Genomic DNA, 18,145 nt, shown 5'->3' with positions numbered 1-18,145 from the left:
CCTTAAGCCCGATGGGTTAACAATCGCGGGGACACTTTGCGGTTTTCATCAATGCCGTACAAAATGTAATGCACCAGTGCGTTAAGCTTGCTTTTTTGAACATCGGGGTATTGTTGCAGGTACCACTGAGTATCGAAGTTTGGCCCGGGGTTCCGGCCTTCTTTCGCGCCATGCCGCAAGTAATGAATGGCGGCATCCAGTCCGGCTTTTTGCACGTCGGGGTAGGTTTTGAGGTACCACGTCTCATCGAACAGGTCACTGGCTTTGAGCAACTCAACCTGCTCAGAGAGGCGGACTCTGGGGTATAGACGTATTGCCGAACGGAATACTTTGGTTACCTTCCAACTGAAGGCGTTTTGCACTCGGTTCAGTTGCACCTGGGCTCGGCTGTGCTTGCGGGATTGCAACTTCATACTCTCGTTGAGTTGTTCAAACTTACGAGCATGGCTGTCGCTGAGTTGTTTGGTTGAGCGAAGCTCCTGGTAGTAACGCTCTAACTCTTCTTGCACCAGGTGCAGCTGGTTTAAAATCAGGTCGTTTTCTTCCGCGAGGTCTTTGTTCTTCGCTTTTTCAGCTTTTAGTGAGGCATCCAGCGAATCGAGCTCTTTGGCGTGCTGGGTTTTCAGTCTTTCTATTGCTTTATCGTTACTGGCCTTCTCTTTGACCAACTCGTTTTGCTTTGCCTGAAGGGCTTTTTCGTTCTTTTTAGCGAGTTTTTCCTGCTCGGTCACTTCAAGGAGCTTTCGTTCCAAGTCTTCCTGCACCTTGTGTAGCTGGTCAAGCAATAAGCTGTTTTCGCTGTTTAGTTCTTTGTTTGAAGCGTTGACACTTTTAAGCTCTGCCCTAAGCGTCATCGTTCTTTTTTCTGCGTCGTTGGTTATCGCCTGCTTTTCTTCAGCCTCAGCCTTCAGGGCCCGTTGCAATGTGGCTATTTCTAACTGTTGAGTAATAATGAAGTCCGCTGCTTGCTTTGCCTTCTCGGCCATTAATGCGCTTTCGTTGTAGGTTCGAGTACAGGCACGCAGGTGCAAGTCCAGCTCGGCGTAGTCACCGGTCACGAGTTTTTCCACCAGCGTCATGCCCAAAGCTTGCTCTGGTGAATGAGAAGGCAGTTCCATGGTTATATGAAATTCGTCTTTCAAGGCATGAGGGTCAAAAACAGCCGACGCAAGACTTACCAACCGAATGCGTTTACGGTCCTGCTTGTGCACCTCTAATAAGGCGCCAGCTTGACTTACCCATTCGTCTATCGCGGTTTGTTGAACGCTTGCTTCTTGTTGGTACATCGCACCCAAGCGCTCGGCAGCAAAATCCACAAAGACCAGCACTCGGTTACTGGGTTCTGCTGCCAGGAACTCTCGAACCCTACCACTTGCACCACCCTGTGCTATGTTGTCCAGCAGTACCACGCCGGGCTTGCCGTTAAAGCGCTCCATCACGGAGCTTCCAAACTCGGGCTCTAACGCATGAGTAATCATCAGCATGGCTTTAGCACTCTCCTAGTCAGTTAATCCAGTTTCTTGTCGTTTATGTTGGCGTATTCCTGCGCAACGTCTTTGACATCGCCTTCGGCAACCAGTTTGCCCCGCTCCAGGCAAATGGCCCGTTGACATATTTTTTGCACCTGCGCTCCGCTGTGAGAAACAAATATGACGGTTTGATCACTATCAATGCGCTCCATCATGGCTTTTTCGGCTTTCGCATTAAAGGTTTTGTCGCCGACGGCAAGTGTTTCGTCAATTAACAGCAGGTCGGTTTGGGTGGTGATACCGGTTGAAAAACCTAACCGGGAACGCATGCCCGAACTGTAGGTCTTCACTGGGCGCTCAAAAAAGTCGCCCAGTTCCGAAAAATTCCGAACTGCTGGCAAATAGGCCTTGGCTTCTTCACGACTGAAGCCTTGTAACATCATGCTCAGAATGGCGTTGTCAGCACCGGAGAGGGTCGCATCAAAGCCCAACCCTAGTGTAAGCAGTGTTCGAGTCGCAATATCATGGGTCACCAATTCACCCGCATCGGCTTGATATACCCCAGCCAAAACGCGCAGCAAACTGGATTTTCCACAGCCGTTACGGCCCATGACGCCGAAGGTTTCGCCGCGCTTTACCTTAAAACTCACATTGTTAAGCGCCTGGAATTTGAACGACTTAAACAACCCGGTTCGGCTGTGGTAAGTTACGGAGATGTTATTGGCTTGTAAGGCCAAGTTCGTTTCAGTCATGAATACAGTCTCCGCGCGATTCGCTGACTTTGGCTGGCAAACCAGCCATGCATAATCAATAGAAGCAAGGCAGCGCCACCCGCAATGTAGCCAAGTTGTGTCCAATCCGGTGCTGTGCGGTACATGAGTACCTGGCGGTGCGCATCCAGCATGAATGCGAATGGATTATAGATGAGCATCAGCTCGGTCATTCGTGGGTCCGGTAAAGCTCGTACGTCCCAGAACACGCCAGATACAAACAACAAAGCCATGGTAAACATGGCGATGATCATGCGAAAGTCCGGCACGTACACCGTAATGTATGCGGCAACCATCCCTGTCGACAAAATCAACAACAACATAACCGGCACTAGCGCTAATAAGTACAGCCATTCGACACCCGCTTCGAAACCGTAAAGCCAGACAAAGGCGACTAAAAACAAGTAAACCACTGTTTCTTTATAAGCTGCTTCCAATGTATGGGAATATGGGAAAACAAACTTTGGAAAATCGCGTTGCCCCATCAACCCTTTTCCCGTCGTGAGCGACATTGAGTTTTTGATCAGGGTTTTGGTGTACCACATCAGCGGGATCTTGCCGCACATCAGGAACACCAAAAAGTTCTCACCGCCGCGATTAAGCAGGTATGAAAAGGCAAAATAGAACACAGCCACATAAAGCATCGGTTCTAAAATCCACCACAAGTAACTTAAATAAAGCTTGGAAGCTTCACTCTTTAGGCGCATTGCCGCCATGGTATGGGCGAGAACAAGCGATTTAATAAACATTGATTCTCTTTAGCTCTCTTTGAATGCCGGTTTGATGTCAACGCTATGGGCCATCATCAAAAAAATGTGCACAAAACAGTCAAATTGACCACTTTAAAGTGCTAAAACTTTGCCTTCTATATCAACAAGTTGCAACAGCTATGTGACAAGGATCACATAACTTAAGATTGCCTACTTATCCGATATCGCCCCATTTGCGGGCGTGTATTCTAGCCTACATACAGGTGTGGTAGCATCGCCAGATTGACTCACTGGAAGTAAAACATGTCACAAAATACTGATCTGGCTCACTTAAGGCCGCACGATAATGATGAAATTGACCTGGGCCAATTGATCAAGCAACTTATCGCTCAATGGCCGCTCATTGTCGGCATTACGTTTTTAGGCGCCGTCGTCGGGGTTGTTGTCGCACTGATGTTGCCCAAACAGTATCGCGTTGAGGCGGTTTTTGATAAACCCTCTACCACTCACCTGTCGTCGTTAATCTCCCAGCCGTTTGTCGACCTTAGCCGGCAGCAGCTACTGGAGGATTTTCTTAAAAACCTGAAAACGCCGAACTTGATTGAATCTGTGCTGGACAGCCACGGATTAATGGTTGATAACGACGGCAAAGCCTTGTCGGCTGAGAAACGTTACAGCTTGGTACTGAGGATGTCTCAAGCGCTTCGGGTGGCGCCGGTTGAGTACGATTTTATTCAGACATTGCAAGATGAAACGCCGACCATTGATCAAATTTCAGTCAGCCTATTAAGCAGTGAGCCCGCCATAGCACAGACTCTGATCAATGGACTCCTAGAAGCGGCGTCAGCAAAGACCCTCGCCGATACGTTAAGCGATATCGAAGGTGCGAAGCAGATTGCACTGTCTCAGTTGCAAGCCGACCTCAACCAACTTAAAGAAGCTGCTTTAGCCCAAAAACAGGAACACCTGTTGCGGTTACGCAGCGCTCTCGACGTAGCTCAGGAACTTAATATTACAGAGCCAACAGACTGGGAAGCCTCTCAGGGCGAGCTTTACCTGAAAGGGACCCGCATCCTGTCAGCCGAAATCAAATCACTGGAGTCTGCTCAACCTAATTTGAGTCCAATTATCGTTGGTTACGATGAGGAAGGTCTGGCACAAACCATTTCTCCAGAGAGCATTCAAGGCCGGCTGGGTGCACTGAGCGACTATGAAGTGCCCTCCACTGAGGCGTTACAATTTGTTGGCAGTGAAGTTGCGGCGAATATTCCCGCCAATGCCGAAAAGCCAAATCGCAAACTGATTGCTGTAGCGGCTACTGTATTGGCAGGCTTTTTCGGGCTGTTTACAGCTCTGATTCGAATTGCGATCCGACGAGAGGATTGAGCACTCCGCTATAGTCCCTCCCTCTCTGGCAGGAGAGGGACTGGTTCGACATGTCAGCAAGGGAGTTATCATCCCCATATCGGTCTGTGCTAACATTCTCTTACCTATACATCAGCCAACTCTATGACCCTTTACCGCTATCTCTACGGCCAGATAATGAAGCCCTTTGTGTTCATGACGCTGGTCTTACTGATTCTGTTAATTGCCACGGAAATCAGCGACACCCTGACGAAGATTCTGACGGGGCAGTTTTCCGATAATGCGTTATGGGTCGTGATCGGCTTTCAAGTGCCTATCTTGCTGCAGGAAATTCTCCCGGCAGCGTTCTTTCTGGCCTGTCTAACGACCCTGCATCGGCTCAGTCAGGATTCTGAACGAGCCATTTTACACGCCATCGGCATTTCTGATGGTGACCTACTGCGATTTCTGCTTGTTTTCGCAGCCCTTCCGGCTATGTTGCTGGTTCTCGCACTTAACCATTACATTACGCCCAAAGCGCAGGAGAACCTTGAACTTTACGTCACCGAGCAGCTCAATCGTCCAATCACAGACATTATCGATGCCAATAGCTTTTACAATATTGGTGCCATTAACGCGACATTCTATGCCGCTCGCAACAACAGCCAAACTCAGAGTCTGGAAGATGTCTTCACCATTGCAAAAAGCCAATCCAGTTACACCGTGACGGCTGCGAAGGAAGTAAGAACTCAGGGGGCCGAGAATGCACAGTACTTCCAGTTTTTTGAAGGCGAACAAACGCAGTTTTCTTTTGATGAAAGCGAGCCGCTTCAAACCCAACGCTTCGGAATGATGCAGTTGCGCATCGAAGAAGACGGCAATGCCTCGCCCTGGCAACGCCGCAATGCCCTAACCAGTTTTGAACTGGCTAAAAGCGAAGATCGACACGACCAGCTGACGCTAATCAGCCGCTTTGCCACCTCACTTTATTTGCCGCTGTTCTGCATTTGGGCAGTGGTCCTTACCCGCTTCAAGCCGCGCAGTGCCAAAGTGGGCGCAATGGCGCTGGGCATTGTGCTGTATATCCTGACTAACTTTGCTTATCGGACTTTGCATGGTGCTGTCGGCCGCTCCGACCTGAGTATTCTGTTTCAGCCTTGGTGGTTCTTCGTAGTTCTCGGCGTCATTGCCCTAATTACCCTAAGGGGGCGGGCCTAATGAATATTCAGAATGGCTATCTCGTCAAACAAACCAGTCTAATGGTCAGCATTGTCTTGCTTGCCATTGCCGGACTGTTGTTTGTCACGGGCATCGCGGACGAAGCCGCCCGCCGAATGACAGACACCTACACCCTTCAGAGTGCGGTGATATATAAGTTTTCAACGCTTTCAGCCGAGGTGTACGAATACATTGGTGTAATCGTGATGCTGGGGACGCTCATTACCGTTGCGAGCTTCAACAAACATCAGGAACTCACCATTATTCAGTTGAGCGCGGCTTCCGCACCAGCTTTACTGCTTCGTTTATTGCTGCCGGCTCTAATCTTGCTACCCATTGTGTATGGCATCGGAGAGTTTGCGGCGCCCAGTTGGCAAAACAATGCCGAGCAGGCCCGTGCGCTGCTTCGTGGAGAAAAAAACCCGACATTGCGCGGCCAATGGTACAAAGCCAACAACGAGTATGTGAACGTTGAGTTCATCAGTAACGAAACGGAACTGACCGGTATCACACGCTTCCAGATGAATCCTCAAAAACAACTGATGGCGGCGAGCTACAGCAAACGTGCCGTATATTCTGATGGCAGCTGGGTGTTAATAAACACAATTGAAGTCAAACGAACTGAACGTGGCTTTGAACGCAAAACAATGGGCATCTCTTCTTGGGAGAATGCCGTGTTCACCCCGGAACTGGTACGCAACCTCGCTCTTGAGTCGAGTAACCTGACGTTACCTGAACTCTGGACACAAGTCCGATTCAGGGCTGAAGCCGGAACCCTGACGCCCGCGCTTGAGCGTACCCTTTGGAACCGCGTGCTATTTCCATTGCAATACATTGGCCTCATGTTTGTTGCTCTGGCCTTTGCATTTGGATCGTTCCGGCAAAAAACCATCGGTGATGCCGCCTTTAAAGCGCTGGTGCTTGGTGTCATCTCAGGCTTGCTAATTGACACCCTCAGTGCCAGCCTCATGGTATTGGCTATGCCCGCCTTTGCGGCCGTGCTAGTCAGCAACAGCCTGTTCACCGGCCTTGCCTTTTATCTACTGAAACGACGATATTAACTGATGCCGCTGCATACCCGCTACTACCTGAATAAAGCCACCGAACGCCCGCGTTTCTTTTTGGGCAAACTGTTGCAAAGAGAGGTCGCAAAAGGCATCCCCTACGGCCTGACCAGCCGTAAGTTGGCACACGCTGAGGCCCGGTTAACGACGCAAGAACAAGATCGGCTGGATTATTACTTACAACCGCCATCCACGACTCAACCCGTAACGTTTGACCAATGCGTGTCTACTTTTAAGCGAGATCGCAACGCGTTACAGTATTTCGATGTCGCCCCATTGCTCCATCGCTTTGCAGGTCACTACCGGTTCAACATTCTTTATGGCGATATCACCGCAGTGCCGACGCAACCAGCCTTTGTAAAAAGCCGACCAATTCATGGCGACAATGCTAATGCGGTGTTACTCAAAATTTCCACTTTGCGGCATTTCAGCTTTGTCGAGGACCTATTGAGCTGGGAACAAAAGCAAGACTCAGCCATCTGGCGAGGCCACGCCCACAACGACAACCGCAAAAGGTTGATCACCAGTAATCTGCACAACCCCAAAATTAATGCGGCGCAGACCAATCGGAACTATGATGGGTTACCACCAAAAGCCCCGTTTATGCCCATTCCACAACAACTTAAACACAAGTTTCTGCTCAGTATTGAAGGAGTCGATGTCGCCAGCAATCTGAAATGGGCTATGGGCAGCCAGTCGCTGGTGATTTCACCGACTCTGCACTACGAAACCTGGTTTATGGAAGGCATGTTACAACCGGGCGTTCATTATGTAGAGGTTAAAAACGACTTTTCCGACTTAGAAGCCAAGATCGACTATTACTTGAGCCATCCTGCCGAGGCTAAGGCCATTGTGCGCAATGCCAACAACTACACCCAGCCGTTTCGTAACCATGCCCGCGAATGGATTCTGAATATGCTGGTCATTAAACGTTACTTTGAGACTTACAACTGAGGACGCTCAACTTCATGACTCGTATTGCCTTCATCGGCCGGAAACCCAGCATAAACAACCAAATGGATAAACCTCGTCTGGGAGAATCAGCTGGCCTGGAGCGCAGTTTGCTGGAACAAAGCTCACTTATGGAAGCGGATGTGGTCTTGGTCCGCCTTAATCCCGAACGAGTGAATCATCGAACCATTCGGCGAGTATTGAAAACCGAACACCGCACCCGAGCCGGCACCCTGATTCTGAACAGCGCCCAATACTTTCAACGCTACGCCGATAAAACTCAATGCTTCCGCCATTGGCAAGCAGCCGGGCTGAAAACACCAAACTTTACCGAGCTGTCACCCTGGGCGTCAATTAGAACCATCCAACAGTCGCTTCACAGCCTCTTGAAAGAAACAGACGGCGTGTATCTGCGCACCCACAACGAAGACTCCGGCAAAGGCATTCATTTTCTAACTCGGCAAAGCAGCGGATCCGACTTGAAGCGGATAATAAAACAGATAAGACGGCGCACATTGACGAACAAAGTCACCAAATCCCGCCTGCTACTGGTGGGTGCCGTCCCAAACGCCGACGAACAGGGCGTACATCATGTGTACCGCATTCATGTCTGTTGCGGGCAAATATTAGGAGGCTATGCCTTGGTGGGCGATCAGCCGGTCATCCACTCGCGTGATCAGCACCTGGATTTCTGGTCTGCCTTTGTGCACCACAACCAACACTTGCAGACCATACTTTCACAGCCCCAATGGCGGCAGCAGATTCTGCAGGCGGCCCAGGTATTGGGCGCTGACATTGGAGCGGTGGAATTTTTCTGCATTAATGGTGAGCTGGTGTTTTTGGAGCTGAACCCACTTTGGGGCGGTCACCATGTCTTTGGTGAAGGCGAGGCGTTTATGGAAAAACTACAGTATCATCGCCAACAGCCTGAACTAACCTTGGTGAACCAATGGCTGACACCGGAGGTCTATTATCAGGCACTATATGACTGCATTGGCGATTGGACAGACAAGACCAACTAAAATTCAGCCCTGCCGCCAAATAATCTGTACATCCTGCACCTCATGAGTATTGATACCACTTTTGATAGCCGTTACTTTATTACGCTGACGTTGCTTTAAACGGCGCTTATTTTCACGAACTTGCTTAGCATCCCGATAAGGGCGTCCATGGTCCTGATGCAACGCCACCAAACTGTATTGATAGCGACGTGAGGATACACCCGCGTTTGTTAGACGAATGCCGAAATCCCGATCGAGACCGCCATAGCCCCAGGCTTCATCAAAACCGTTTATTTTGAGAGCATCGGCTTTCCAACAGGACGCATTGGCACCACTGAAAGCATTGGTGCGCCATGTCAAGGCATCCCACAGACGGGCATTGGCGCCCAGCCTCCCCAACCGCCCGGCCTTTTTCGCAGCAATAAACCCCTGATCAATCAATGTCGACGAGGTAAACAACGCCTCAAACTTAGTTGAACTCAACGACTCAATAGTCGCCTGGCCAGCCTCGGATAGGTTTATATGACTTCCGCCGGAGATAAAGCGGCCAGGCGCCAACAAGGCGAGATGGTTTGCGACCAGATCCCACCGGGGCAGCATATCGGCATCCAGAAACAACAGACGTGGCGCCCGCGCCACCAGAATGGCCTTATTGAGAATTCCACACTTATCGAAACCGTTATCTTCATGCCAGACATGCCGAATCACCAAGTCCGTCTGAGCGGCCTTATCCTGAAAAAACTGCCGCTGTGCTGCATTGCTGCCATCGTCCGCCACAATCAACTCGAAATTCTGAAATGACTGCGCCTGCCAAAACGGCAACGCCCGTACCAATGCGGCAAAATTATTATAGGCTGAAATTATGATTGAAAAATTGGGATCCACACACACTCCTAAATACCAAAACCTAATGGCCACCGCTATAAAGGCTACTCGCAGGCGACATTGAAAGCCACGCCCCTTAGGGACCCACCAATTTCTCAACTACCCCAGATACTCCTAAACAAAAAACTGACAAGTAACAACTCCTACTCACCTTTACCCACCAATACCTCTTGCTCTGGCCAATACATGGAAAACCGTTCCAAAACCTCCGGTTTATGAACCAGCAACCACTCCCGATGCCCACCACCAAACAAAAGCGCTGTCTGCACAGCCAGCAAGCTCATTGCGGCGTAGTTCCCAGTCGTTGTCTCAGTTAAACCAAACACCAGGTAACCAACACCCAGTAAAATACCGGCCTCTCGGTAACCTGGTGACGTATAACCATTAAAGGCCCAGAAAAAAACCGCCCAAAAACCATAAAAAAACGCCAGCCCAACCAAACCGCGTTTCGCCAAAATATCAAAAAAGTCGCTGTGCTGGTGCCCATATTTTTCAAGGTATTTCGCAACACCGCCTTCACGTTCAAATTTCTGCAATCCTTTTTCACTCAGGCCGAACAGGGGATTCAGTTTGAACGCCTCGATGGCGGTTTCCCACATATTCAAACGGGTATCAATTGAACGAGTTACCTCCCCTGTCGTAAAGTATCGGTTGGCGTCACTTATCCCTTCCTGGATACGCGGTAATACTGGAGACCCAGGCAAATAGGCGACCGTAAGACCTCCCAAGACCGTCACGAGCACAATAGCAACTAACTGCCAACGCTTGAAATGTTGTCGAAACAACCACAGCGAAGAACCAACAAAGAATGGCACACTCAACCAAGCCCCCCGGCTCTTACTCAATACCGCTGCAATCAGTGCCGCCAGCAACACACTTCCGCCGACTACGAGCCACCAACGCGACCCTTTATGCTCAAACACATGTACCATTGAAAACGCCACAACCGCAAACCCTAGATACACCATCAAATTTGCAGAGGTAATCTGGTTCATATTCACTTTTGGCCGACTTTGACCGTCCAGCGTAAGAAACACCATATAAAACAGCGCAATAACAACCGCAACCCCCATCCCTGCGATCAGCCAATGTCGATTGAACCCATAGCGAACTAACAGAAGGATCAGAGGCAATACAATGATGAAACGCGACTGGATATCAAATGCCGATGGCGAATAAGACAAATCGAACAACAAACGAACAAAGGTTGAAAACGGTAAGAGGAACATTGCGGCCAGCAACCACTTTTCCTGCCGACTGAACGGGCGGGCAAATCGATTAAAAATCAACCAGCCTGTCGAAATTACAACTAAGACTCCAGGCACCCACTCATTTGAATACCGAACAACCCACAATACGCAATAGTGCAACACAATAGCCGCCGATAATACCCACCACACCCAACGATGCACTGTATCTCGGTCCATACCAACTTCCACCCTTAAAGTTTCGCGACACTATAGCGAAATAACCCTTTGAAATCAGTAACCACAAACTACCCCGTAAAAAAGAAGAGTGATAACATTACATGTTATTGAAAGGATTGTGAAATTAGCTAAATGATTGAATTTATTAGCGCTTTTATCGGTGTATTTATTGTTTCGTGGATGCTTACCCCACTCTCGGCCAAGGTTGGCTTAGTGGATAAGCCTGTTGGCCGAAAACAGCATAAAGGTGATATTCCTCTAATTGGCGGTTTAGCCATGTTTGCCAGCTGCTCCGTGGCTGCGCTTTTCTTTGTACCTCACTCTTCTGAAATGACCTACCTGCTCGCGGCTTGCGGAATGTTGGTGATGACCGGCAGCATTGATGACCGATTTGACCTCCATTATTACATCCGACTTGGCGTCCAAGCCCTAGCCACCGCCATGTTGATTTGGGGTGCTAACACCCAACTGACCAGTTTTGGCAACTTGTTCGGCTTTGGAGAGATTCAACTCGGGTGGCTGAGCATCCCTGTTACCTTTATAGCCGTGATCGGTATGATCAATGCTTTTAACATGATTGATGGCATCGATGGTCTCAGTGGTGGTTTAACTTTGATCTCAGCCATTGGTCTATATTTCCTAATAGGAGACAAGATCTCCGACGGCGCTCAAAATATTTTATTGTTATTGATGGGTGCATTAACAGCTTACCTTATTTTAAATGTCCATATTTTCCCTAAATGGACTACAAAAATTTTCATGGGTGATGCAGGAAGCATGGTTTTGGGCTTTGTAATCACCTCTTTTTTGATTCGCTACAGCCAGGAAAGTAAAGAAATCATGATGCCAGTAACGGCGTTATGGATAGCTGCAATCCCACTGCTGGACATTCTAGTTACAACGATTCGTAGAGTAAGGCATGGAAAAAATCCTTTCCATCCAGACCGAACACACGTGCATCACATCTTTTTAAGAGCCGGTTTCAGTAAAGCTACAACACTTACAATTCTATTAGTTATTCAAACACTATTCATCTGCATTGGTGTGATGTTGCAGAGAAATGCGCCTCCTTTAGGATCGCTGTTAGTATTTTTAGTGTTTTTTACAGGTTACTTAAATGCAATCGGTCACGCTTTTAAACTGGCGAAGTACCTTCGCAAAACCAAGAAAAGAAAGAATACTCTATGAGCAATGAACTAATTACTGTTATCACACCAGTCTTTAACTGTGAAGATTTTTTAGAAGAAACTATCGTTTCAGTTTTAAATCAAACTCATAAAAACATTGAATATATTTTAGTTGATGATTGTTCTGTCGATAACTCAAGCCTAATTTACCAACGATTCATGGAGAAAGACAGGAGAGTTAAAAGCATTAAACTTCTACAGAACTCTGGTGCGGCTATTGCTCGAAACAAAGGCATTGAGTTAGCGAAAGGTGAGTATATAGCTTTCCTTGACTCAGATGACAAATGGGAGCCAACAAAGCTAGAAGAACAGCTTATGTTTATGAAAGAAAACAAAGCTAGTTTTTCATTTACTTCTTATACATCACTAAATATTTCTAATAACAGCATTTCTAAAGTTGATTCAAAACATCAAAAAATTGTGTTCAACTATTTTGATCTTTTATACAAAAAGATAACACTAGGGTGCAGTACCGTAATGTTAAAAAGTAACTCGATAGGAAACATGCAAATGCCTAATCTCAGGACAGGCCAAGACTTTGCATTTTGGTTGTTGCTACTCAAGAATCAAATAAAAGAAGTCCACTTACTTAAAAAATGCCTAACCATTTATACTGTCCGGAACGATTCAATTTCATCAAATAAAATAAAAAAAGCAATCAGACAATGGAGCATACTCCGTTCTAATGAAAACCTGAGTACACTTAAAGCCATACTTCCTTTTCTCTCATATGCGTACCATGCAACTATAGGAAGAAGGTAAATACTGAATCAATGACCAATCTTTAGGATCCCTTTTGACAGGTTAAAACAGAACTTAAAAAAACCAATTGTCTGTTTATATTCACGGTGTTTTTTTAATGAAAACAAAACACCAAGTATAAGTGAAACAACGATAGATTTGGTGCCTCTTTTCATCATAGCTCCTTTGGCAACAATTAACTTTTCATCACTGTAAAAGTCCTTTCCTGATGATATGGCCTCATGGTCGCAAACAACAACGTCAACTGCCTTTACAGTAGCCCCAGCGCGGATGGAGTCTAAAATAAATATAAACTCTTCACCCGATGGATATATTGAACCTAATCCAAACCGTTCATCGAACTCGATCTGATTCTTTTTCAAAAAATTGGTCCGTATTAGCAACTCCACGCTACTGGCTGAAAAAGCCAGGCCAAACTTACTTCTAGCATCCCTGTTTCTATAGTTTTTAAAGAGTTCACTACTACCAATTTGCCCAACTTTTGCTATTCCTATATCTATACTACTATTTAAACACTCTACCGCAGCGGCCAATAGACTACTTTCTTTAATCTCAATATCATCATCAGCTACGTATATGTAATCTGATTCCAACTTCAACGCATTGCTAATCGCATTATTACGATTTCTTGAAAGACCATACCCTTCCAGAAGGAAAACCTCTGCATTCCCGCCAAATATACGTTCTCCTGCCTCTTTATAAATTTGCGATGGCTTTTCCCTGGCTCCTTGACAAGAAATCACATAGCCTATCGATGAACTTTTAGGAAAAAGCTCTGGGGAAATGCTCAGGAGCCGGTCATATGTGGTTGAAATAGTTATTACGATTTTCACGTTCACTGCCACTTCTAGAAAGAGTTGAGGAAATAAGAAAAAAGATCCAGAAAAGAAATACAAATGGGAGATTACGATAAAAATCATTACCCATTGACATCACTATCCAAACAATTAAAAAGGCATTAAAAAAATGAAAAATATTTGGGTGAGAGACCCTTAAAGCAAGAACATTCTTAAGAAATAGGAAAAGTACTGAAATGTACAATAATAGACCTATCAATCCATACTGAAAAAAATAAGAAACAAAAGTATTTTCTATTTTATAAGCGCCATACTCTTGAACAATTAAATCTGAAGGTGAGGATAGACCAGCCCCCATTCCGAAGAACAGTTCAAAATCGCCCATATTTGTAAACGCATTAATCCAGTTCCTAATCCTGATATTACTTAAATAAGTATCAATATTTGTTAGGTCTGAAAACCTGGGGCTAATATTTATAAAGCCACCGAACACCGTAAACAGCAAAACAGAAAGAACAACAGTAAAAAAAATAAACGCAATTGTTTTGTTTTCTGGGAGTCTTACGAAAAATAAATAAGCACTAACTGTAATTAAAGCTATCATAGCCAGTCTACTATATGAATAATAAACACCAGCAATCGTTACCAACAGCAACGCAATCCAAATCCAATGACTTTTAGTTTTAATTGATATTGCAGAAAATGAAATTATTAAAAAAGCAGCATAGTTTATTGGATTTAAAAGCAGCGAGTTTAATCTGTACCCAATAGCTAAAGTTAGGTTTCCAATTTCTTCGATACTTGATCGATAAACAGCCTCAGTTATGTCATAGTTTATGAACTGGATTATAGAAATCGTAACCACCATCACGAAATGAAAAATAAATGTATTCAATAAACTCTCTAAAAACTCACTATCCAAATATATTTTGAATACTGAAAATAGCCCAATAACCATATAAAAAAATTCATACTTTATTGCTTCCGCAACCAACCAAAAACTGGAATTGTGCATTCCACGAAAGAAAACAAAAAAAACAAAGGTAATAAGGAGTAGGTTTCCTGCACTTAGTATTACCGGAATTCTAGCCAACAACACAGCTAGCGAGAGAGCAATGTAAATAATAAGGATTAGAATATACTTAAACGACCCCAATCCTATTCCAAAAAAATACTCTGACTGCGCAGTAATCACAGACCAGTAAGGAAGTAAAAGAACACTCAGCAACAACGGAATTCTATAATAGCAGCTAACTTTCATTGGCTATACTTTCATAAAGCTGATCATAGTTTGACGAAACAACTTCTAAGGAAAAAGCTTGCTTTACTCTTTCAACGCATATTTTCTTATTAATTGCCAAATCAACTTCTTCTATTGAAATCGATTCGTCTAACGTGTTCAAAATGAACTTCGATTGCTCACCCCATATTTCTTGCATTACTCCGTACATACTCCTTGTAATTGGCACGCAATTTCTCGACATAGCTTCCAAAACAACATTGGGCATCCCTTCTTTATCGGAAAAAAACAATAGCGCTTTAGCTTTGGTGAAAATTTCTTCAACTTGATCGCTCGAAACCATCCCCAAGAACTCAATAGAATCAGCATACGAAGAGCTCTTTGCCAAGTCGATACATTCAGTAATGTAATTATCATCAAGTTCAGAAATGGTTCCATCATTTTTCAGTGGTCCGCAAAGTACAAACTTTGCTCCAGGTATATCCGCATAGTTCTTCAAAAAATAACGTATCGACTCTTTTGTTCTTTTCCGCTCACAAATTAATCCAACATAGCAGAAAAGGTTTTCCTTGCTATTAAGATCAATCTCTATAGTGTTCTTAACGCAGTTAGCAATTGCCACTATTGCCTTAGGATCTATATGCTTAGCATTAATGTTCATTAACTCTGAGCTCAAAACAACATTGCGATTGACAGCACCTATTAAAAAACGAAACAACCATTCAGGGTACCTCTTTTTTAAAGAGTCGAAGTCATCACCGCCAAGCAAGGTTGTTTTAAGGACCACACGAAATTTCATAAACTTCGCAAGAAGCAACCCATGCACAAAGAACCCATGCAAGTGTAAAATAGAAACACGATTTCTAATGCAATGATAAAGAATATAGAAGATTTTTAGAAACTTGGATTTTGGTAGCGTTACTATAGTCAAGCCATCAACTACGCTACAGGAATAACTACCATTACAATGATTGAAAACAATAACATCACAGTTAACAGATTTGGCAATTTTCTGTGCCTGAGTTGATGCACCGCTATAACCAAAGAAATTATATACGAAAAAGCCCACTTTCATTTCTAACTAAGCTCCCTTCTGTGATCCAGAAAATCACTGTATAGCCACCAGCCTGATATCATGAAAAGCCTGTAAAAAATCAAAGCCGCATGGTTCCTATAGCGTTTTGTACCCTCTGCATCTACGATTAGCTGATCAAGATAGCTACCAATGCAACTGGCATCCCAAAGGTCACATTTTTGGATAATGTCTTTTACCCATTTTTTTTCCTGTAACACCACCGCTACGGAATCTACCGTATAAGCCATTTTCCCTAATGCGTCACTGTTTAAACCCAGCTTATCGAAAAGCATTTCTCTTAATACCAACTTGTTTTTTAGCGCCTTGCGGTCAAATAACTCTTTTTCATTTAGATGATACATGTACTCCGCTACATTGGCGTCGGCCCATGGCAGGATCAAGTTCGAATCAGATACCGTTGAAAAATTCCTGATCTTCCTTATACAAACCTCTTGGTCGTGAATCACACCGCGCACAGCCGAACGCAAATCTAGGTATTCAAGTTTTTGCGCGTCAAATCCTTCCCAGTACCCTCTCACATTTTCAACTACCGAAAATATTTTCTTTGCATCGCCATAAGACATCCTATTGATACCCGTACATTCTGCCCGGGTCCTTGAAAGAAAAAATGCCAAACTAGCACTATAGTTCTTGTTTGCAAACTTCAGCGCTACAGAGAAAAAACGACTTAAGAACTGGTTTCGATACTCCCATTTCGCTGGAATATGACCCAAATAGACGTCATTACCCATTCCATCAATCAGGTTGCTACTGTGAATGTCGGGTATTTGAAGCTGATGAAGCGGATAGCCCAATGAGACAGTATCTAAGCTAGGTAGAGGTGATCGTTTAAAAAACGAAATGACAGCTTCTTTTGAACTATCACTTTCAATTGAAGCAGGCTCAAGTACAGTATGAGAAAAGCCTAGTTTTTTAGCTATTTTTTTACTAATTTTTGGCTCTAGACTATTGTTGGGCGAGTCCTGAGTTATAAAATCTACTTTATTTTGATATCCAAGCCTGTCAAGAGCTAATGCAATTGAGTTGCTATCTTTTCCGGCAGAATGATATAGAAAACCACTCCTTAATCCATCAAACCTTCTTTCAATTGCAGAAGCAAGGAGCTCTATTAATCGATTTGCATTAAAGCCAGCCTTGGCAACTCTGCCATGATTGTAAAAAGGGAAGTCATTAAAAAATTCTATTTCAGTGTTACTTGCTACACTTTTTAACTTTGCTTTATGGCCTATGCTGAGAATATAGAGGTTCCTATAAATCGTGTAAGGCGGCGGCACCACTCCGCTTTGCAATAGAAAAGACATTGATTTGGTATCAATTTCTAGTAGCTTTTCTTTCTTAGCAACATCAAGTATTGCAATTAAATTTTTTGAGTAGGCCACTGACGTAGCGCTAGTCCTTAACAAATATACTGGGTCTGCACATGCAATGTCAGACTCAAGAACGAGTTCTCTATCCCCTGCATTAAATGATTTAACCATATCGATTTTTCACCTTTTGCAATACAAATATAATCAAAAAAACATTCAAAAACACACCAACAAAAGAATAAATAAGGACAGTGGAAACATCACTCTTTGTAAAATAGTAGCCGAGGGCAATTGCCAGCACTCGGACAACAGTACTTATCAACTCAAAGATCAAGTAAAACTGATTAATTTTTAAGAGTGATATAGCACTGACGCTTGGTTTGTTTATCAGCCCCATGAGGTACCAAAAAGACAATTGCTGACTATATACTCCCGCCAGCTCCCACTGCTCACCAAAAACCAATGAAAATATCAATGGAGCATATAGATAGAGTATAAAGAAAGGTCCAATAGATACTATTAAAAGACCTAAAGTAAGCTTTAACAAAGAGCTATATATTCCAACTCCTTCCCTTACTTTTTTAGCAGTGATACCGTAGTAGACGTCAGCTATTGCCTGTCCCACAATATTAATCGGTAAGGCAAGGACAGCTCGCCCAAGAGCATAAAATGCAGCAGACTCAAGCCCAAAATACATAGACAGCATAATTACAGGAAGGCCTTGTGATGATGCATTTAAAAAAGCCTGTGGTGCTCTATACAGTATAAAAGAGCGGTATTTGGAAACCACTCTAAAGATAGATGACAAAGACTGTCCATTGTTAGTCGGAATAATTTCCGAGTTTTTAGTTATCCAAACCATGAACAAATAGTGGACATAGTATGTAGACATCAATAGCCCTGAAGTGCCAAAGAGA

17 protein-coding genes are annotated in these 18,145 nt (G+C 44.7%); 7 read left to right on the top strand and 10 right to left on the bottom strand.

The features are described from left to right. Positions 1-2 precede the first annotated feature (2 nt). From MED297_RS05850 to MED297_RS05840, 3 genes are read right to left on the bottom strand one after another with little or no spacing between them, the layout of a single operon-like run. A complete protein-coding gene (locus MED297_RS05850; protein WP_008043167.1) occupies positions 3-1,484 on the bottom strand; it encodes a hypothetical protein in 1,482 nt (493 codons plus the stop codon). 23 nt (positions 1,485-1,507) lie between these two features. Continuing rightward, on the bottom strand, positions 1,508-2,221 hold the full coding sequence (locus tag MED297_RS05845; protein ID WP_008043166.1) for an ABC transporter ATP-binding protein: 714 nt from the start codon (positions 2,219-2,221) through the stop codon (positions 1,508-1,510). Beyond that, positions 2,218-2,988, bottom strand: a complete 771-nt coding sequence (locus MED297_RS05840) for an ABC transporter permease (protein WP_008043165.1) — start codon at positions 2,986-2,988, stop codon at positions 2,218-2,220. The genes MED297_RS05845 and MED297_RS05840 overlap by 4 nt, the downstream gene beginning before the upstream one ends. Before the next feature lie 264 nt (positions 2,989-3,252). Between MED297_RS05840 and MED297_RS05835 the strand changes: the two genes are divergently transcribed. The 5 genes from MED297_RS05835 to MED297_RS05815 all read left to right on the top strand — a co-directional run bounded on the left by MED297_RS05835 (position 3,253) and on the right by MED297_RS05815 (position 8,548). Next, positions 3,253-4,335, top strand: coding sequence for a Wzz/FepE/Etk N-terminal domain-containing protein (locus MED297_RS05835; RefSeq protein ID WP_008043164.1), 1,083 nt, complete (start codon positions 3,253-3,255; stop codon positions 4,333-4,335). 123 nt (positions 4,336-4,458) lie between these two features. Next, entirely contained in the window at positions 4,459-5,511 is a 1,053-nt protein-coding gene (locus MED297_RS05830; RefSeq protein WP_008043160.1) for an LptF/LptG family permease, read from the top strand. Next, on the top strand, positions 5,511-6,572 hold the full coding sequence (locus tag MED297_RS05825; RefSeq protein ID WP_008043158.1) for an LptF/LptG family permease: 1,062 nt from the start codon (positions 5,511-5,513) through the stop codon (positions 6,570-6,572). The genes MED297_RS05830 and MED297_RS05825 overlap by 1 nt, the downstream gene beginning before the upstream one ends. A gap of 3 nt (positions 6,573-6,575) precedes the next feature. Further along, positions 6,576-7,529, top strand: a complete 954-nt coding sequence (locus MED297_RS05820) for a glycosyl transferase family 90 (RefSeq protein ID WP_008043157.1) — start codon at positions 6,576-6,578, stop codon at positions 7,527-7,529. Between the two features lie 14 nt (positions 7,530-7,543). Continuing rightward, positions 7,544-8,548 (top strand): ATP-grasp domain-containing protein, encoded by a 1,005-nt coding sequence (locus tag MED297_RS05815; protein WP_008043156.1) that lies wholly within the window; start codon positions 7,544-7,546, stop codon positions 8,546-8,548. A gap of 3 nt (positions 8,549-8,551) precedes the next feature. Here MED297_RS05815 and MED297_RS05810 read toward each other — a convergent pair whose 3' ends face one another. Beyond that, complete coding sequence (locus MED297_RS05810; protein WP_008043155.1) at positions 8,552-9,412, bottom strand: glycosyltransferase; 861 nt, start codon at positions 9,410-9,412, stop codon at positions 8,552-8,554. 143 nt (positions 9,413-9,555) lie between these two features. Continuing rightward, positions 9,556-10,839, bottom strand: a complete 1,284-nt coding sequence (locus MED297_RS21090) for an O-antigen ligase family protein (RefSeq protein WP_083779357.1) — start codon at positions 10,837-10,839, stop codon at positions 9,556-9,558. Between the two features lie 132 nt (positions 10,840-10,971). On the opposite strand from MED297_RS21090, the gene MED297_RS05800 reads away from it, so the two are divergent. Beyond that, positions 10,972-12,027: an undecaprenyl-phosphate alpha-N-acetylglucosaminyl 1-phosphate transferase gene (locus MED297_RS05800; RefSeq protein ID WP_008043151.1), complete on the top strand. Its 1,056-nt coding sequence runs from the start codon at positions 10,972-10,974 to the stop codon at positions 12,025-12,027. Then, on the top strand, positions 12,024-12,788 hold the full coding sequence (locus MED297_RS05795; RefSeq protein WP_008043150.1) for a glycosyltransferase family 2 protein: 765 nt from the start codon (positions 12,024-12,026) through the stop codon (positions 12,786-12,788). Before MED297_RS05800 ends, MED297_RS05795 begins: the two co-directional genes overlap by 4 nt. A gap of 8 nt (positions 12,789-12,796) precedes the next feature. Here the strand turns inward: MED297_RS05795 and MED297_RS05790 are convergent, their stop codons facing one another. From MED297_RS05790 to MED297_RS05770, 5 genes are all read right to left on the bottom strand, one after another. After that, the gene (locus tag MED297_RS05790) at positions 12,797-13,621 is read right to left on the bottom strand and encodes a hypothetical protein (protein ID WP_154650857.1); all 825 of its coding nucleotides are present in this window, start codon (positions 13,619-13,621) and stop codon (positions 12,797-12,799) included. Further along, on the bottom strand, positions 13,587-14,846 hold the full coding sequence (locus MED297_RS05785; protein WP_008043147.1) for an O-antigen ligase family protein: 1,260 nt from the start codon (positions 14,844-14,846) through the stop codon (positions 13,587-13,589). Before MED297_RS05785 ends, MED297_RS05790 begins: the two co-directional genes overlap by 35 nt. Beyond that, positions 14,836-15,900, bottom strand: a complete 1,065-nt coding sequence (locus MED297_RS05780) for a glycosyltransferase family 4 protein (protein WP_008043146.1) — start codon at positions 15,898-15,900, stop codon at positions 14,836-14,838. The genes MED297_RS05785 and MED297_RS05780 overlap by 11 nt, the downstream gene beginning before the upstream one ends. Before the next feature lie 2 nt (positions 15,901-15,902). Beyond that, positions 15,903-17,399: an asparagine synthetase B family protein gene (locus MED297_RS05775; RefSeq protein WP_008043145.1), complete on the bottom strand. Its 1,497-nt coding sequence runs from the start codon at positions 17,397-17,399 to the stop codon at positions 15,903-15,905. Beyond that, on the bottom strand, positions 17,392-18,145 hold a 754-nt coding region (locus tag MED297_RS05770), incomplete at its 5' end, for an oligosaccharide flippase family protein (RefSeq protein ID WP_008043143.1). The genes MED297_RS05770 and MED297_RS05775, both read right to left, overlap by 8 nt.

The sequence above is a fragment of the Reinekea blandensis MED297 genome (assembly GCF_000153185.1).
GTDB classification, from domain to species: domain Bacteria; phylum Pseudomonadota; class Gammaproteobacteria; order Pseudomonadales; family Natronospirillaceae; genus Reinekea; species Reinekea blandensis.
This window is presented reverse-complemented; position numbering and strand designations above follow the sequence as displayed.

What these genes read in the sequence shown, in the direction of transcription:
- MED297_RS05850 (WP_008043167.1), bottom strand. Translation starts at nt 1,484, where the DNA reads ATGCTGATGATTACTCATGCGTTAGAGCCCGAGTTTGGAAGCTCCGTG.
- MED297_RS05845 (WP_008043166.1), bottom strand. Translation starts at nt 2,221, where the DNA reads ATGACTGAAACGAACTTGGCCTTACAAGCCAATAACATCTCCGTAACT.
- MED297_RS05840 (WP_008043165.1), bottom strand. Translation starts at nt 2,988, where the DNA reads ATGTTTATTAAATCGCTTGTTCTCGCCCATACCATGGCGGCAATGCGC.
- MED297_RS05835 (WP_008043164.1), top strand. Translation starts at nt 3,253, where the DNA reads ATGTCACAAAATACTGATCTGGCTCACTTAAGGCCGCACGATAATGAT.
- MED297_RS05830 (WP_008043160.1), top strand. Translation starts at nt 4,459, where the DNA reads ATGACCCTTTACCGCTATCTCTACGGCCAGATAATGAAGCCCTTTGTG.
- MED297_RS05825 (WP_008043158.1), top strand. Translation starts at nt 5,511, where the DNA reads ATGAATATTCAGAATGGCTATCTCGTCAAACAAACCAGTCTAATGGTC.
- MED297_RS05820 (WP_008043157.1), top strand. Translation starts at nt 6,576, where the DNA reads ATGCCGCTGCATACCCGCTACTACCTGAATAAAGCCACCGAACGCCCG.
- MED297_RS05815 (WP_008043156.1), top strand. Translation starts at nt 7,544, where the DNA reads ATGACTCGTATTGCCTTCATCGGCCGGAAACCCAGCATAAACAACCAA.
- MED297_RS21090 (WP_083779357.1), bottom strand. Translation starts at nt 10,839, where the DNA reads ATGGACCGAGATACAGTGCATCGTTGGGTGTGGTGGGTATTATCGGCG.
- MED297_RS05800 (WP_008043151.1), top strand. Translation starts at nt 10,972, where the DNA reads ATGATTGAATTTATTAGCGCTTTTATCGGTGTATTTATTGTTTCGTGG.
- MED297_RS05795 (WP_008043150.1), top strand. Translation starts at nt 12,024, where the DNA reads ATGAGCAATGAACTAATTACTGTTATCACACCAGTCTTTAACTGTGAA.
- MED297_RS05785 (WP_008043147.1), bottom strand. Translation starts at nt 14,846, where the DNA reads ATGAAAGTTAGCTGCTATTATAGAATTCCGTTGTTGCTGAGTGTTCTT.
- MED297_RS05780 (WP_008043146.1), bottom strand. Translation starts at nt 15,900, where the DNA reads ATGAAAGTGGGCTTTTTCGTATATAATTTCTTTGGTTATAGCGGTGCA.
- MED297_RS05775 (WP_008043145.1), bottom strand. Translation starts at nt 17,399, where the DNA reads ATGGTTAAATCATTTAATGCAGGGGATAGAGAACTCGTTCTTGAGTCT.